Raw genomic sequence first — 14,976 nt, 5'->3', positions numbered from 1 at the left:
CGGCGGCGCCCGCGGCATTCCCGGGCCGCTACGATCCCGCCTCATGACGCTGCGCAGGGGCACGGTCGCCCGGTACGCCGTCGGGTCCGTCGGTACCGGCGGGTTCGCGACGCTCCCCGGGCTGGTGCTGGTCTTCTACCTCACCGACACGCTCGGCGTCGCGGCCGGGCTCGCGGGCCTCCTGGTCACCGCGGCGAAGGTGTGGGACGTCGTCATCGACCCGCTGATCGGCGCCGCCAGCGACCGCGAGCGCGCCCGCACCGGCCGTCGTCGGCGCCTCATGGTGGTGGGCGGCCTCGCCCTGCCGGTGTTCTTCACCCTGACGTTCGCCGTCCCCGCCTCCCTCGCCCCCGCGGCCGCCGCGACCTGGGTGCTCCTCGCGTTCCTCGCGGCAGCGACGGCGTTCAGCCTCTTCCAGGTGCCGTACATCGCCCTGCCCGCCGAGCTCGCCGACACCTACGACGCCCGCACCCGCCTCCTGACCGCGCGGGTGGTGGTGCTCACCGCCGCGATCCTGCTGTTCGGCGGCGGCGGGCCCGCGCTGCGCGGCCTCGGGGGCGACGACGAGCGGCTCGGCTACCTGCTGATGGCCGTGGCGGCGGCCCTCGTGCTGGGGGCGGCGCTGCTCGTCGCGTCGACGGTCGAGGCCTCCGCGGGGCCGCCCGCCCCGCCCCGGCCGGTCCCGGCACGCGCCCGCCTGGCCGCGCACTACCGCGAGGGCGTCGGGCTGCTGCGCTCGAGCCGACCGTTCCGCACGCTGCTCGGCACCTTCGTGCTGCAGGCCCTGGCCACCGGCGCCATGCTCGCGGGCGCCCAGTACGTCGCGACGTGGGTGCTGCGCGACACCGCAGCGGTGACGTTCCTGTTCGTCGCCCTGGTGGGGCCGGCGCTCGTCGTGACGCCGGGCTGGGGCGTCCTCGCGCGCCGCGTCGGCAAGGAGCGGGCGTTCCGGATGGCGTCCGTGCTGTTCGCCGTGGCGGCGCTCGCGCTGCTCCCCCTCGCCTGGGCTCCCGGCGCCTGGGTGTACGGGCCCGTCGCCCTGGCGGGCGCGGCGTACGCCGGGATGCAGTCGCTGCCGATGGCGATGCTGCCCGACGTCATCGCGCACGACGCCCACGTGACGCGCACGGACCGGGCCGGCGCGTTCGGCGGCGTCTGGACCGCGGGCGAGACCACCGGCATGGCGCTCGGCACCACGCTGCTGACCGTGGTCCTGGCCGTCACCGGCTACGTCGAGTCCACCGGCGGGCAGGCCGTCGCCCAGCCCGACGCCGCCGTGCTCGGCATCGTCGCGTCGTTCAGCCTCCTGCCCGCGCTGCTCGTGGCCGCGAGCCTGCTGCCGCTCGGTCGCTACCCGCTGCGCCGGCGCGACGTGGACTCCGCCCGCCCCGCCCCCACCCTCGGCACGCCCGACCACCAGGAGACCCCGTGAACCGCCCCGCCCTGCCCGCCGACGCTCTCGACGATCGCTTCGACCTGGCTCAGGAACCCGCCGCCGTGCTCGCCACGCTGGCTGCCCTGCGTCGGCACGACGCCCCCACCCACGGCGGCCGCGTGCTCAGCTACGTCTACGACCCGGGCGTGCCCGAGCTGGACGCGCTCGCGGGCGACGCGGCCCGCGCCATGCAGCCCGTCAACGGGCTCGACCCGACGACGTTCGGCTCGGTGGCCGCCCTGGAGCGCGACGTCGTGGCCTTCGCGCGCGACCTGCTCGGCGGCGACGCCGACACCGTCGGCACCGTGACCAGCGGCGGCACGGAGAGCTGCCTGCTCGCGGTGCAGTCCGCGCGCGACACGTGGCTCGCCGCCCGCGGGTTGCGGCCGGGTGAGGCTCGCCCCCGGCTGGTCGCGCCGATCACGGTCCACGCCGCGTTCCAGAAGGCCGCGCACCTGTACGGGCTGGAGCTCGACCTCGTGCCCGTCGCCGTCGACGGCCCGACGGCGGGCGCCGTGGACGCCGCGGCGCTCGGCGCGCGCCTGGCCGCCGGCCCGCAGGGGGCCTCCGACGTCGCGCTCGTCGTCGTCTCCGCGCCGTCGTACCCGCACGCCGCGGCCGACCCGGTGGCCGACGTCGCGGCCCTCGCCTCCTCGGAGGGGGTGCCCGTGCACGTGGACGCGTGCATCGGCGGCTTCGCCCTGCCGTTCTGGCCCGGCCTGCCCGCCTGGGACCTGCGCGTGACCGGCGTCACCAGCGTGAGCGCCGACCTGCACAAGTACGCCTTCGCCCCCAAGGGCGCGTCGGTGCTGCTGCACCGCGACCGCGACCGCCAGCGGGCGCAGTACTTCGCCACCACCCGGTGGCCGGGCTACCCCGTGGTGAACCCGACGCTGCTCGGCTCACGCTCGGGCGGACCGCTGGCCGCCGCGTGGGCGATCCTGCAGGCCCTCGGCACGGACGGGCTCGCGACGCTCGCCGGCCGCGCCCGGCGTGCCACCCTCGCGCTGCGCGACGCGGTGGACGGACCTGCCGGGATCGACGGGCTGCGCGTCATCGGCTCCCCCGTCGGGCCGCTCCTCGCCGTCGCCGCCGACGACGCCGTGCCCGCGGACCGGCGCGTCGACCCGCACCTGTGGGCGGACGCCGTCGCCGCACGCGGCTGGACGCTCCAGGCCCAGCCCGGCCTGGAGCAGTCCGACGGCACCCGCCTGCCGCACACCACGCACCTCACCGTCACCCCGGTGACCGAGGGGGTGCTCGGCGAGCTCGTGCCCGTGCTGCGCGCGGCGGCCGACGACGTCCGCGGCCTGCCCAGGCCCGACGCCGGCACGCTGCTCAGCGCCCTCCCGCCCCTCGACCCCGCCACGCCCCTCGACTCCGCGACGGCGGCGGCCCTGCTGGACGCGGTCGGCCTGGGAGGGGTCGGCGGCGACCCGGACGCCGCGCCCGGCGTCGGGCCCATGGCGCCGCTGCTGGCGCTCGTCGAGGCTCTGCCCGCGCCGCTCGTCGAGCGCCTGCTGGTCGAGCTGCTTGCCCGCCTGGTCGAGCCGCGCCCCGCCGTCTGACCCGAGTTGTCAGAGCCACGTCGGCATATAGCACGCCGTGGCTCTGACAACTGGCGCGGCCGGGGACTTGTCAGAGCCAGGTCGGTGTATACCCGGTCCTGGCTCTGACAGGTCGGTGGGACGGGGCGTCGCCGGCCCCGGGCGCCGTCGTACCCTGCGGCCATGACGCACGACCCGCACGGACCCCTCTCCCCCGCCACCCTCGCCGTCACGGCGGGCCGCCCGCCTCGCGTCCAGGGCGGGCCGGTGAACCCGCCGGTCGTGCTCAGCTCCACGTACGTGAACCAGGGCGTGACGGGGCCCGGGGAGCTGCTGTACACGCGGATGGACACCGAGACGTGGCACCCGTTCGAGGAGGCGCTCGCCGCGCTCGAGGGCGCCACTCACGGCGTCGTCTTCGGCTCGGGCATGGCGGCCGTGATCGCGGCCGTCGGCGACGTGCCCGACGGCGGCGCGGTCGTCGTGCCGCGGCACGCGTACCAGGTGTCGCTGGGCTACCTCGACGACCTCGCCGCCCGGCACGGGGTCGACGTACGTCGGGTCGACATCGCCGACACCGACCAGGTCGTGGCCGCGCTCGACGGCGCGGACGTGCTGCTCGCCGAGTCGCCGACCAACCCGATGCTCGAGGTCGCGGACCTGCCCGCGATCCTCACGGCCGCGCGCGAGCGCGGCGTGCGCACCGTCGTCGACAACACGTTCGCGACGCCGCTCGGCCAGCGCCCCCTCGACCTCGGCGCGGACGTCGTCGTGCACTCCGTGACCAAGTACCTGGCGGGCCACTCCGACGTCGTGCTCGGCGCCGCCGTGACCCGCGACGACGAGCTCGCCGCCGGGCTGCGGGCGTACCGCACCCTGCACGGCGCCATCCCCGGCCCGATGGAGGTGTGGCTCGCCCTGCGCGGCCTGCGCACGCTGCACCTGCGGGTGGAGCGAGCGGGCGCCTCGGCGGCGGAGCTCGCCCGCCGCCTCGCGGAGCACCCGGGCGTCGCCGAGGTGCGGCACCCGTCGCTGCCCGGCGACCCCGGGCACGAGCGCGCCGCCGGCCTCATGAACGGCTTCGGCGCGATCCTCGGCCTCCGGCCGCACGGCGGCCCCGCCGCCGCGGACGCCGTCGTCGCCGCTGTTCGCCTGTGGGTGCCCGCGACGTCGCTCGGCGGCGTCGAGTCCACGCTGGAGCGCCGCCGGCGGTTCGCGACCGAGTCCCCCACCGTGCCCGAGGACCTCCTGCGCCTGTCCGTGGGCGTCGAGGACGTCGAGGACCTCTGGGCGGACCTGGACCAGGCGCTGCGCACGGGGGCGGGCCCCGCCGCCTGACGCGCGTCGGCCCACCGCCCGCAGCTCCCGGCGAGCAGGCGATCGCGCGGGCCCGCCAGGTCGGCGGCGTGTCGCGCGGGCTCGTGCGTGCCGACGTCCAACGCCGCTCGTGCCACACCAGGCGCCGTCGGGGGCGCGGCGCCCCGGTGCAGGAACGTCCGCGGCTGCGTACGGTCGTGCCACCGCCGTGCGGCGGCCGACCACGGGAGGCGCCATGACCAGCACCAGGACCCGTCCCGGGGCTCGCCGCCCCGTGGGCCGCGCCGCAACGGCGTTCCTCGCCCTGACCCTCGCCGCGTGCGCCGGCACCGGCCCCGACGGTCCGGGCTCGACGGCGTCTCCGGAGCCCGCGTCGCCGCCGGCGGAGAGCACCGCCGGCGACGACCCGACCGGCGACAGCACGACCGGCGACGACCCGACCTCGGACGTCCCGTTCGCCGCCGACGCGTCGCCCGACACCGCGGACCCGAGCGCCGACGCCGCGCTCGTGGTCACCGACGTCCGGGTCGGGCGGCACGACGGCTTCGACCGCGTCGTCCTCGACATGGAGGGCACGGGCGCTGCCGGCTGGAGCGTGGAGTACGTGGACGCGGCGGCCGACGACGGCAGCGGGGACCCGGTGGCGGTCGACGGCGACGGCGTGCTGCAGGTGCGCCTGTCGGGCATGGCGATGCCCGGCGAGGACCCGGACATCACCGAGTACGACGGCGCCACGATCGACCCCGAGGGCACGGAGGCCGTCGAGGAGGTCGTCTACCGGTTCTGGTTCGAGGGGTACACGACGGCGTTCGTCGGCGTGGACGAGCCCGGCCTGCCGTTCCGCGTGTTCGCGCTGGAGGACCCGGCGCGCGTCGTCGTGGACGTGCAGGACCCGGCGGACGGCTGACCGCCGCCCGGCCTGTCAGCCCCCGATGCCCTCGGCCTTCTGCGGTCGGGAGAGCAGGCCGCGCGCCATCTCCTCCACCGGGAGGCCTTCGTAGAGCACCGCCACGACCCCGGCCGTGATCGGCATGTCGACGCCGTGCTTGGCGGCGAGGTCGAGCACGGAGCGGCAGGACTTGGCGCCCTCCGCCGTCGTGCCGGTGGCCGCGACGGCCTCCTCCAGCGACATCCCCTCCCCGATGTGGTGGCCGAGGGTGTTGTTGCGCGACAGCGGGGAGGTGCACGTCGCCACCAGGTCGCCCATGCCCGCGAGGCCGGCGAAGGTCGCGGCGTCCGCGCCGAGCTCGAGGCCGAGGCGGGTGATCTCGACCAGCCCGCGGGTGATGACGGTCGCGACCGTGTTGGACCCGAAGCCCCGGCCCTGGGCCATGCCGACGGCCAGCGCGATGACGTTCTTCACGGCGCCGCACAGCTCGACGCCGATCACGTCGTCGTTGGTATACGGGCGGAAGTAGGAGCTCGAGCAGGCGTCGGCGACGAACCGCGCCACCGACTCGTCGGTGCACGCCACCACGCTCGCCGCGGGCTGGCGGCGGGCGATCTCGGCCGCGAGGTTCGGGCCGGAGACGACGGCCACGCGCGACAGCGGCACGTCGAGCGCCTCGACGATGACCTGGCTCATGCGCTCGTCGGTGCCGAGCTCCACCCCCTTCATCAGGGAGACGATCACGGCGTCGGGCTCGACGAGGTCGCGCAGGGCGGTGAGCGTGGCGCGCGACACCTGCGACGGCACGGCGACGACGACGATCTCCGCGCCGGCCAGCGCGGCGGCGGCGTCGGTGGTGCCCGCCATCGCGGGCAGCTCGACGCCGGGCAGGTACTTGCTGTTGGTGTGCCGGGACGTCACCTCCTCGGCGACGGCAGCGTCCCGGCCCCACAGCCGGACGTCGCAGCCCGCGTCGGCGAGGACCATCGCGAACGTCGTCCCCCAGGAGCCGGAGCCCAGCACGGCGACGCGCGTCGGCGCGCCCGGCCTGGCGGACGACGGTACGGCGGTCGGGTTCGTCATGGGCGCTCCACGGGCGGGTAGACGGTCTGCTTGCGTTCGTACTCGGGGTGCTTGCGAAGGTCGAAGCGGGCGGCCGGGGCCGCCTCGCCGCGGATCTCGGCAAGGTGCACGGTGATGGCGTCCATGACGCGGTTGGTGGCCTCACGCAGGGTCTGCGTGTCGATCGGCCGGTCGTACAGGTCGGAGAGGTCCACCGGCGGGCCGGCGACGATCGTCACGGGCTTGCGCGGGAACGGGCGTGGGAGGCGTCCGTACCGCGGCAGGATCTTGTGGGCGCCCCACTGGGCGACGGGCACGACCGGCAGTCGGCTGACGAGGGCCAACCGTGCCAGGCCGGTCTTGCCCTCCATCGGCCACAGGTCCGGGTCCCGCGTGAGCGTGCCCTCGGGCAAGATCGCCACGCAGGCGCCGCTGCCCAGCTGGTTGCCCGCGTCCTCGAGCGACCGGGCGGCCGCGGACGTGCCACGGTCCACCGGGATCATCCGCGTCGCACGCAGCACCGACCCGACCACCGGCGCGGTGAACAGGCCGCGCTTCGCCAGGATCCGCGGCTCGAACCCCTTGTCGAAGAGGTAGTGCGCCAGGGTCAGGGCGTCGTACTCGGTGACGTGGTTGGCGGCGGCGATGAACCCGCCCTCGCGGGGCAGGTTCTCCGCGCCGCCGTCCCAGTCGTAACGGACCATCGAGAACAGCAGAGGCCGCACGATGCGCGCGACGAGGCGGTAACCACGGGAGTCAGGTCGGGCGATCGGCACGGGGCCAGAGCCTACCTCCCGACCCCCGCGGTCGGAGGCGTTTCAGCCGCGGGAGACGTCGGCGCCGAGCGCGACGAGCTTGTCCTGGAACGACTCGTACCCGCGGTCGATCAGGCTGATCCCGCGGACCGTGGACGTCCCCTTCGCCGCCAGCGCCGCGATGAGGTGGGAGAACCCGCCCCGCAGGTCCGGCACCACGATGTCCGCCGCGGACAGCGGCGTCGGGCCCGAGATCACGGCCGAGTGGTGGAAGTTGCGCTGCCCGAACCGGCAGTCACGACCACCCAGGCACTCCTTGTACACCTGGATCGTCGCGCCCATCTTGCGCAGCGCGTCCGTGAACCCGAACCGGTTCTCGTACACCGTCTCGTGCACGATCGACAGCCCCTTGGCCTGGGTGAGCGCCACCACCAGCGGCTGCTGCCAGTCCGTCATGAAGCCCGGGTGCACGTCCGTCTCCAGCACGATCGGGTCCAGGTCCCCGCCCGGGTGCCAGAACCGGATCCCGTCCTCCTGCACGTCGAACCGGCCGCCCACCTTCCGGAAGGTGTTCAGGAACGTCATCATCTCCGGCTGCGTCGCACCCTTGATCGTCACGTCACCGCCCGTGGCCAACGCCGCAGACGCCCACGACGCCGTCTCGATCCGGTCGCCCAGCGCCGTGTGCGTGTAGCCCTCGAGGCGGTCGACGCCCTCGATGCGGATCACGCGATCGGTGTCCACCGAGATGATCGCGCCCATCTTCTGCAGCACCGCGATGAGGTCCATGATCTCCGGCTCGATCGCCGCACCCGAGAGCTCGGTGATGCCCTCCGCGCGCACCGCCGTCAGCAGCGTCTGCTCGGTGGCACCCACCGACGGGTACGGCAGCGAGATCTTCGTGCCCTGCAACCGGCGCGGCGCGCGCAGCTGGATGCCGTTGGGCATCTTGTCCACCACAGCACCGAACTGGCGCAGGATGTCCAGGTGGTAGTTGATCGGCCGGTCCCCGATCCGGCAGCCGCCCAGGTCAGGGATGAACGCCTCACCCAACCGGTGCAGCAACGGCCCGCAGAACAGGATCGGGATCCGGCTCGAGCCCGCGTGCGCGTCGATGTCCGCCACGTGCGCCGACTCCACGTTCGACGGGTCCAGGTCCAGGATCCCGGCGTCCGGGTCCGACTTCACCGTCACCCCGTGCAGCTCCAGCAACCCCGTGACCACGCCCACGTCACGGATCTGCGGCACATTCCGCAGGACGCTCGCCGACTCACCCAGCAGCGACGCCACCATCGCCTTGGAGACGAAGTTCTTCGCCCCACGCACCGTGATCGTGCCCTCGAGAGGTGTCCCGCCGTTCACATGCAGCAGATCGTTCATGTCGTCGTGTTCGTCCCGTCGTTACGGATGCAGTGATGCCGGGATGGCTCGATCGTGTCGTCCCAGCGGCGCCGTCGATCCTGCCTCGCCCGGCCCGGTGGTGCCAACACACGCCGCGGCGGCCTTATTCACGTTCACCACACCTTCACGCCGCGGGCACCGGCACGCAGCGCGGCACAATTCATATCTTGAGACAACTGTTCATGATGCGGGACACCGGTCGTACCGTCGTCGACCATGACCACCTCCGTCACGTCGGGCGCCCCCAGCACGCCGACGCCGGCCGTCAACTCGCGCGGCCGCGTCATCGTCGCGTCGCTCATCGGCACCTCCATCGAGTTCTACGACTTCTACGCATACGCGACCGCGGCGTCCCTCGTGTTCCCCGCGCTGTTCTTCCCGAACCAGGACGGCACGACGGCGCTCCTCGCGTCGTTCGCCGCGTTCGGCGTCGCGTTCGTCGCCCGCCCCCTCGGGTCCGTGCTCTTCGGGCACTTCGGCGACCGGGTCGGCCGCAAGACGACGCTCGTCGCGTCGCTCCTCACGATGGGCATCGCCACCGTGGTCATCGGCGTCATCCCCGCCGCCACGACCCCGGGCTGGGCCGTGCTCGCGCCGCTCGTCCTGGTGCTGTGCCGGTTCTGCCAGGGCCTCGGCCTCGGCGGCGAGTGGGGCGGCGCAGCCCTGCTGGCCACCGAGAACGCCCCGGCCGGCAAGCGCGCGATCTGGGGCACGTTCCCGCAGCTCGGCGCGCCGATCGGCTTCATCCTGGCCAACCTCGTCTTCATCGGGCTGTCGCAGACCCTGACCGACGCGCAGTTCACCTCGTGGGGCTGGCGCGTGCCCTTCCTCGCCAGCTCGGTGCTCGTCATCGTCGGCCTGTGGGTGCGCCTCAAGCTGATCGAGACGCCCGCGTTCACCAAGGTCGTCGAGGCCGAGGCCGTGGCGAAGGTGCCGGTGGCCGAGGTCTTCCGCACCTCGTGGCGCAAGATCGTCTCGGGCACGTTCATCATGCTCGCCACGTACGGGCTGTTCTACCTGATGACGACGTTCACGCTGAACTACGGCGTCGCGGCCACCTCCCCTACCGACGGCTCCCCCGCCGGCCTGGGCTACGAGAAGATCGACTTCCTCTGGATGCTCATCGTGGGCTGCATCTTCTTCGGCCTCTTCACACTGGCGTCCGGGCCCCTGGCCGAGAAGTACGGCCGGCGGTCGATGCTGCTCGTCGTGACCGGGGGCATCGCCGTCTTCGGGCTGCTGTTCGTGCCCCTCTTCGCCGGGGGCACCATCGGCGTGCAGTCGCTGCTCATCCTCGGCTTCACCCTCATGGGCCTGACCTTCGGCCCGATGGCGGCGCTGCTGCCCGAGCTGTTCCCCGCGAACGTGCGCTACACGGGCGCCTCGGTCGCGTACAACCTCGCGTCGATCCTCGGCGCCGCCGTCGCGCCGTTCGTCGCGGTGTGGCTGTGGGAGGCCGCAGAGTCCCCCGTGCTGGTGGGCGTCTACCTCACGGTGATGGCCGCGATCACGTTCGTCGCGCTCTGGCTGCAGAAGGAGACCCGGGACGTCGACTTCAGCGGGGACATCCGCGCCTGACGGCGACCACCACCCGCACGAACGACGGCGCCGCTCCCCCACCCGGAGGAGCGGCGCCGTCGTGTCTGACCCGTGTGCGCTCAGTCCGCTGCGGGAACCGCCTCGTGCTCGCGGTGCTGCACGGGCGACATGGCTGCCGCGCAGAGCACGCCGACGACGAGCACCACGCCCACCAGCAGCAGCGTCTGTGCCGCGGCGTCGGCGAAGCCCGCGAAGAACGCCTGCTGGGCCGCCGCCCCCACCTGCTCGGCGACCGAGGCGGGCACCGAGTCGGGCAGCTGCACCGACCCCACCGCCGTCGTGCCGAGGCTGCCGCTCGCCTGCGAGATGCCGTCGACGAACGCCTGGCGGTACTGCTCGGGCAGCTGCGCGGCGGCGTCCTGCGCGGCCGCGGGGACGGTGACGCCGAGGCGCGCCGAGAGGGTCGCGACCACGACCGCGGACCCGATGACGCCGCCCACCTGGCGGGTGGTGTTGAACGCGCCCGCGCCCGCGCCGGCCGTGCGCGCGTCGAGCCCCGACGTCGCCAGGTTCGAGAGCGGCGAGAACGTGAGGCCGGTGCCGACGCCGAACAGCGCCATGGGCCACAGCAGCGCGAACGGGGACAGGTCGGGGTCGAGCACCGCGGCGAGCCACAGCACCGCCCCCGCGATGGCCGTGAACCCGGCCGCGACCACCCACTTGGCCGGCACCCGGTCGGACAGCCGGCCCGCGAACGGCGCGACGACGCCGGACACCAGCGAGCCCGGCATCATCACGAGCGCGGCGTTGATGGGCGTCAGGCCGAGGATCGACTGCAGGAAGATCGTCAGCGGGAAGAAGATCCCGATCATCGCGAACGTGACGACCATGCCGTCCACGTTCGCGAGCGAGAAGTTGCGCGAGCGGAACAGTCGCAGCGGCAGCAGCGCGCGCGGGCCCTGCCGGTGCTGCCACCACACGAAGACCGCGAGGACGAGCACGCCGACGCCGACCACGGACCACACGGAGAACGGCCCCCAGATGTGGCCCCAGTCGAAGTTCTCGCCCTCCTGGAGGCCGAAGACGACGGCCCCGACGCCCAGCACGGACAGCACCACGCCGAGCGGGTCCATCGTGGTGCCGTGCGACGGCAGGTGCGGCAGCCGCGCGACCGAGAACCACAGCGCCGCCACGCCCACCGGGATGTTGACGTAGAAGATCCACTCCCAGCCGATCGTCTCGACGAAGATGCCGCCGAGCAGCGGGCCGACGAGCGTCGCGACGCCCGCCGTCGCGCCCCACAGCCCCATCGCCGCGCCGCGCTGCGTGGGAGGGAAGACGCGCGTGATCATCGACATCGTCTGCGGCGTCATCATCGCCGCGCCCACGCCCTGCACGACGCGGAAACCGATGAGCCAGCCGATCTCGGGCTCCGAGCCGATGTTGCCGGAGAAGCCGCACAGGAACGAGAACGTCGTGAACACGATCAGGCCGGCGATGAAGACCGCCTTCTGCCCGTACCGGTCGCCGAGCCGACCGGCGAGGAGCATGAGCACCGCGTACGACAGCAGGTACGCGCTGTTGACCCAGCCGACCTCGATGAGGGACGCGGAGAACTGCTCGGTCAGGGTGGGGATGGCGATGTTCACGATGGTCGTGTCGACCATGATCATGAAGAAGCCGAGGATGAGCGGCGGCAGCACGCTCCACGCGGACCTGCCGTGCAGGTCGACGAGCGGGGTCACCGGGGCGCGCCCGGGAGAGGTGGACATGCGACGAGCGTGGCACGCGCCACCGACGCGCGCGCGGCATCGTGCGGCGGCCGGGGCGGGCCTCTACGCTGGTCCGCAGGGCGGCGCGTCCCGCCCGACCCCCGGACCGGCGCTCGCGCCGCCGGGACCGCGCGAGCGGTGGGGGCAGAGGGGACCTCGCGTGCTCGACGCGGTCAGGACACCGTGTTCACCGGTGCCTGCCGGCGGGCGCGAGCCGCGGGTGGCGCACCGAGCGAGCACGCTGGAGTCCTCATGACCACGCAGGAGTCGTTCAAGAAGCGCGTCCGCGCGCGCATGGCCACCACCGGCGAGAAGTACGGCGCCGCGCGCCGCACCCTCCTCGCCCAGGCCGCGCCACCTCCGACCGGCGCGCGCGCCTGGGTGTCGGAGCCCGACGTCTCCGAGGAGGCGATCCGCGAGAGCACCGGCCGCGGCTGGGACGAGTGGGTCGCGCTCGTCGACGCCGGGCCGGGCCGCGACGCCGGGCACACGGCCATCGCCGCCTGGGTCGCGGGCGAGCACGGCGTCTCCGGCTGGTGGGCGCAGTCCGTCACCGTCGGCTACGAGCGCATCACCGGCCTGCGCGTGCCGGGCCAGCGCCCGGACGGCACGTTCTCCGTCAGCCGGTCGCGGCTGCTCGACCTCGACCCGGGCGAGCTGCGCGCCCTCCTCGACGACGACGCGGGCCGCGCCGACCTGGTGCCCGGTCTGACGCTCACGCCCCGCTCCCGGCCGGGCGTGAGGAGCCCGCGGTTCGGCGTGTCCGACGACGACGGCGCGCACGGCGTCGCGATGTTCTCGCTGGACCCGGCCGGCTCCCGGCTGCGGCTCACCGTGACCCACGAGCGGCTGGGCTCCGCGGCCGAGGCCGAGCTGTGGAAAGCGTTCTGGGCCGACTGGCTGACGGCCCTCGAGGACGCCTGACGATCGCCCCGGCCGGTCTCGGACCGGCCTTGCTCCGTGCCACGCCGGAGCCCGGGGGCGTGCTACCCGAGCTCGGGTCGCACGCCCTCGGTGATCAGCCGCCGCCGCTCGACGTACTCCGGCAGGATCGTCACGTCGTCGTCGGCGAACCACTCGAACGGCGCGGTCGACGCCACGAGCGCGAAGTTCGCCCAGGGCTCGAACGAGCCGGAGCGCACCACGACCTTGGCGCGGGGCGCCCAGTGCTCGATGAGGTGCTCGTGGGTCGTGCCACGGAACGTGGCGCCCGAGCCGGTGAAGAGGTCCTGCACGTCGCCGTAGAGGCGGGGGTGGTGCGTCCGCACCTCGCCGGCCATGTGCACCTCCTCGACGAAGACCTCCTCCAGCAGAACCCGCAGGATCGTCCGCACGTCGAGGTGCCCGCGCGTCAGCGCGAGGTCGACCCGGTGCGCGTCCTGCGGGATCGGGAACCCGGCGTCGGTCACCAGCACGACGTCGGTGTGCCCCAGCGTGGCGAGCGCCCCGGCCAGCCCGGGGTGCAGGATCCGTCCGCTTCTCATGCCCTCTCCTTCATCGTGGCCTTCGTGGTGGCCTTCGTGGTGGCCTTCGTGGTGGCGAGGAACTCCTCGACCTCGGCGCGCGTCCGGTAGGACGGCACCGTCTCCCAGTGCTCGCAGCACAGCGCCGCCACGACGCCGGCGAAGGCGGCGGCGCACCGTAGGTCGCGCCCCTCCCCGAGCGCGACGGCGAGCGCCGCGTTGAAGCTGTCGCCCGCGCCGTTGGAGTCGACGACGTCGACCGCGGCGGTCGGCACGGCCGTCGTGCCCGTGGCGTCCGCCACGAGCGCCCCGTCCTCCCCGCGCGTGACGACGACGGCGCGCGGCCCGAGCGCGAGCAGCCGCCGGGCGAGCTCCTCGACCGCGGTCGGGTCGCCGGGCGGCAGGCCGAGCGCGACCCGGGCCTCGTGCTCGTTCGGCGTGAGCACGTCCACGGCTGAGAGGTCCGCCCCGCGCAGGTCCACGGCCGGTGCCGGGTTGAGCATCGTCGTGACGCCGGCATGCCGCGCGACGCCCAGCGCGTGCAGCGCCGAGCCGAGCGGGATCTCGAGCTGGGTCAGGACGACGTCGGCTCCGCGCAGCGCGTCGGCCGACGCGTCCAGCACGTCGGGCAGCAGCTGGTCGTTGGCGCCCTTGTCGACGACGATGAGGTTGCGCCCCGCGGTGTCCTTGACGATGAACCCGACCCCCGTCGGCGCCGTCGGGTCGACGGTCACCCGGGTGTCGTCGACCCCCTCGGCCGCCATGAGGGCGCGGAACTCCGCGCCGTGCGCGTCGTCGCCCACGGCCCCGACGTAGGCGACGTCGGCGCCGAGCCGGGCCGCCTGGACGGCCATGTCGGAGCCCTTGCCCCCGTACGTCTCGCGGTACTCGCGCCCGAGCAGGGTCTCCCCCGCCTCGGGCAGCCGGTCGACCGTCATCACGAGAGCCTTGGCATAGCTCCCCACCACCGTGAGCCTCATCGCTCCCCTTCGTGTCGCGCGTCGTGCGGCCTGCCGCACGTCCGGTCCGGTCAGCAGGCGTCCGGTCAGTAGGCGTCCGGTCAGTAGGCGTCCGGGTCGCCGACGAGCCCGTCGACGATGGCCGGCCCGGAGCTGGTGCCGACCAGCTCGGCGCCCGCCTCGAACAGGCGCTGCATCTTCTCCAGCGAGTTGACCTTGCCGGACACCTTGACCCGGCAGGGCGGCTCGACGTTCTCGGCGAGCAGGCGGACGTCGTGCTCGGTGGCCTCCAGGCCGCCCTTGCCCCAGCCGGAGGACTGCTTCACCCAGTCGACGCCGGCCTCGTACGCGATCCGCGTCGCGCGGACCTTGAGGTCGTCGGTGGGTAGGAAGCCGAACTCGAGCATCACCTTCACGGCCACACCCTCGGCGTGCGCGAGCCGCACGACGTCCTCGATGTCGCGGGCGTACAGGTCCTCGTCGCCGCCGAGCAGCAGGCCCGGGTGCGGCGGGAAGTCGAACTCGTCCACCCCCGTCGCGACGAGGGCGCGCAGCGCGGCGAGGCGCATCTCGGGGGTGTCGTTCGCCATGGGGAAGTTGAGCGTCGAGGCGACCTTGACGCCGGTGCCCGCGAGCACGTCCTTCGCCAGCGGCACCCAGTACGGGGCGATCATCGCCGCGTCGAAGCCGTAGGCGGCGCACGTCTCGAGGTGCTTCGTCACGCCGTCCCGCGTGAGGTCGGGGTTGACGTTGGTGTACTGGATCGCGCGGGCGACCTGCGTCGGGTCGGTGAAGTCGAGGGTCATGCGGTTCTCCTAGCCAGGTGGGGTGCGCGGG

General features: G+C 74.1%; 13 protein-coding genes. 6 read left to right on the top strand and 7 right to left on the bottom strand.

Annotated elements, in window-relative coordinates:
* Positions 1–43: 43 nt before the first annotated feature.
* The 4 genes from ABZ493_RS10315 to ABZ493_RS10300 all read left to right on the top strand — a co-directional run bounded on the left by ABZ493_RS10315 (position 44) and on the right by ABZ493_RS10300 (position 5,206).
* Positions 44–1,432: an MFS transporter gene (locus tag ABZ493_RS10315; RefSeq protein ID WP_430582078.1), complete on the top strand. Its 1,389-nt coding sequence runs from the start codon at positions 44–46 to the stop codon at positions 1,430–1,432.
* Positions 1,429–3,003, top strand: coding sequence for a pyridoxal-dependent decarboxylase (locus ABZ493_RS10310; RefSeq protein WP_430582077.1), 1,575 nt, complete (start codon positions 1,429–1,431; stop codon positions 3,001–3,003). Before ABZ493_RS10315 ends, ABZ493_RS10310 begins: the two co-directional genes overlap by 4 nt.
* A 162-nt stretch (positions 3,004–3,165) precedes the next feature.
* On the top strand, positions 3,166–4,320 hold the full coding sequence (locus tag ABZ493_RS10305) for an aminotransferase class I/II-fold pyridoxal phosphate-dependent enzyme (protein WP_430582076.1): 1,155 nt from the start codon (positions 3,166–3,168) through the stop codon (positions 4,318–4,320).
* Between the two features lie 214 nt (positions 4,321–4,534).
* The gene (locus tag ABZ493_RS10300; protein ID WP_430582075.1) at positions 4,535–5,206 is read left to right on the top strand and encodes a hypothetical protein; all 672 of its coding nucleotides are present in this window, start codon (positions 4,535–4,537) and stop codon (positions 5,204–5,206) included.
* Between the two features lie 15 nt (positions 5,207–5,221).
* On the opposite strand, the gene ABZ493_RS10295 is transcribed toward ABZ493_RS10300, so the two are convergent.
* The 3 genes from ABZ493_RS10295 to murA are packed head-to-tail and all read right to left on the bottom strand — an operon-like array spanning position 5,222 to position 8,385.
* Positions 5,222–6,271 (bottom strand): NAD(P)H-dependent glycerol-3-phosphate dehydrogenase, encoded by a 1,050-nt coding sequence (locus ABZ493_RS10295; RefSeq protein ID WP_430582074.1) that lies wholly within the window; start codon positions 6,269–6,271, stop codon positions 5,222–5,224.
* Positions 6,268–7,026 (bottom strand): lysophospholipid acyltransferase family protein, encoded by a 759-nt coding sequence (locus ABZ493_RS10290; RefSeq protein WP_430582073.1) that lies wholly within the window; start codon positions 7,024–7,026, stop codon positions 6,268–6,270. Before ABZ493_RS10290 ends, ABZ493_RS10295 begins: the two co-directional genes overlap by 4 nt.
* A gap of 42 nt (positions 7,027–7,068) precedes the next feature.
* A complete protein-coding gene (murA, locus tag ABZ493_RS10285) occupies positions 7,069–8,385 on the bottom strand; it encodes a UDP-N-acetylglucosamine 1-carboxyvinyltransferase (protein ID WP_430582072.1) in 1,317 nt (438 codons plus the stop codon).
* Between the two features lie 237 nt (positions 8,386–8,622).
* Between murA and ABZ493_RS10280 the strand changes: the two genes are divergently transcribed.
* On the top strand, positions 8,623–9,984 hold the full coding sequence (locus ABZ493_RS10280) for an MFS transporter (RefSeq protein ID WP_430582071.1): 1,362 nt from the start codon (positions 8,623–8,625) through the stop codon (positions 9,982–9,984).
* A gap of 80 nt (positions 9,985–10,064) precedes the next feature.
* Here the strand turns inward: ABZ493_RS10280 and ABZ493_RS10275 are convergent, their stop codons facing one another.
* On the bottom strand, positions 10,065–11,717 hold the full coding sequence (locus ABZ493_RS10275; protein WP_430582070.1) for a DHA2 family efflux MFS transporter permease subunit: 1,653 nt from the start codon (positions 11,715–11,717) through the stop codon (positions 10,065–10,067).
* A gap of 252 nt (positions 11,718–11,969) precedes the next feature.
* On the opposite strand from ABZ493_RS10275, the gene ABZ493_RS10270 reads away from it, so the two are divergent.
* Positions 11,970–12,641, top strand: coding sequence for a DUF4287 domain-containing protein (locus ABZ493_RS10270; RefSeq protein ID WP_430582069.1), 672 nt, complete (start codon positions 11,970–11,972; stop codon positions 12,639–12,641).
* 62 nt (positions 12,642–12,703) lie between these two features.
* Here ABZ493_RS10270 and rbsD read toward each other — a convergent pair whose 3' ends face one another.
* From rbsD to deoC, 3 genes are all read right to left on the bottom strand, one after another.
* Entirely contained in the window at positions 12,704–13,201 is a 498-nt protein-coding gene (gene rbsD / locus ABZ493_RS10265) for a D-ribose pyranase (RefSeq protein ID WP_430582068.1), read from the bottom strand.
* Positions 13,198–14,160 (bottom strand): ribokinase, encoded by a 963-nt coding sequence (locus ABZ493_RS10260; protein WP_430582067.1) that lies wholly within the window; start codon positions 14,158–14,160, stop codon positions 13,198–13,200. Before ABZ493_RS10260 ends, rbsD begins: the two co-directional genes overlap by 4 nt.
* An 80-nt stretch (positions 14,161–14,240) precedes the next feature.
* Entirely contained in the window at positions 14,241–14,945 is a 705-nt protein-coding gene (gene deoC, locus ABZ493_RS10255) for a deoxyribose-phosphate aldolase (protein WP_430582066.1), read from the bottom strand.
* Between the last annotated feature and the right edge of the window lie 31 nt (positions 14,946–14,976).

The sequence above is a fragment of the Isoptericola sp. NPDC019482 genome, assembly GCF_040632295.1.
Classification (GTDB): Bacteria; Actinomycetota; Actinomycetes; order Actinomycetales; family Cellulomonadaceae; genus Isoptericola.
This window is presented reverse-complemented; position numbering and strand designations above follow the sequence as displayed.

Excerpts from the sequence above, each read along its gene's own strand:
- ABZ493_RS10315 (WP_430582078.1), top strand. The coding sequence starts at position 44 with ATGACGCTGCGCAGGGGCACGGTCGCCCGGTACGCCGTCGGGTCCGTC.
- ABZ493_RS10305 (WP_430582076.1), top strand. The coding sequence starts at position 3,166 with ATGACGCACGACCCGCACGGACCCCTCTCCCCCGCCACCCTCGCCGTC.
- ABZ493_RS10300 (WP_430582075.1), top strand. The coding sequence starts at position 4,535 with ATGACCAGCACCAGGACCCGTCCCGGGGCTCGCCGCCCCGTGGGCCGC.
- ABZ493_RS10295 (WP_430582074.1), bottom strand. The coding sequence starts at position 6,271 with ATGACGAACCCGACCGCCGTACCGTCGTCCGCCAGGCCGGGCGCGCCG.
- murA (WP_430582072.1), bottom strand. The coding sequence starts at position 8,385 with ATGAACGATCTGCTGCATGTGAACGGCGGGACACCTCTCGAGGGCACG.
- ABZ493_RS10280 (WP_430582071.1), top strand. The coding sequence starts at position 8,623 with ATGACCACCTCCGTCACGTCGGGCGCCCCCAGCACGCCGACGCCGGCC.
- ABZ493_RS10275 (WP_430582070.1), bottom strand. The coding sequence starts at position 11,717 with ATGTCCACCTCTCCCGGGCGCGCCCCGGTGACCCCGCTCGTCGACCTG.
- ABZ493_RS10270 (WP_430582069.1), top strand. The coding sequence starts at position 11,970 with ATGACCACGCAGGAGTCGTTCAAGAAGCGCGTCCGCGCGCGCATGGCC.
- rbsD (WP_430582068.1), bottom strand. The coding sequence starts at position 13,201 with ATGAGAAGCGGACGGATCCTGCACCCCGGGCTGGCCGGGGCGCTCGCC.
- ABZ493_RS10260 (WP_430582067.1), bottom strand. The coding sequence starts at position 14,160 with ATGAGGCTCACGGTGGTGGGGAGCTATGCCAAGGCTCTCGTGATGACG.
- deoC (WP_430582066.1), bottom strand. The coding sequence starts at position 14,945 with ATGACCCTCGACTTCACCGACCCGACGCAGGTCGCCCGCGCGATCCAG.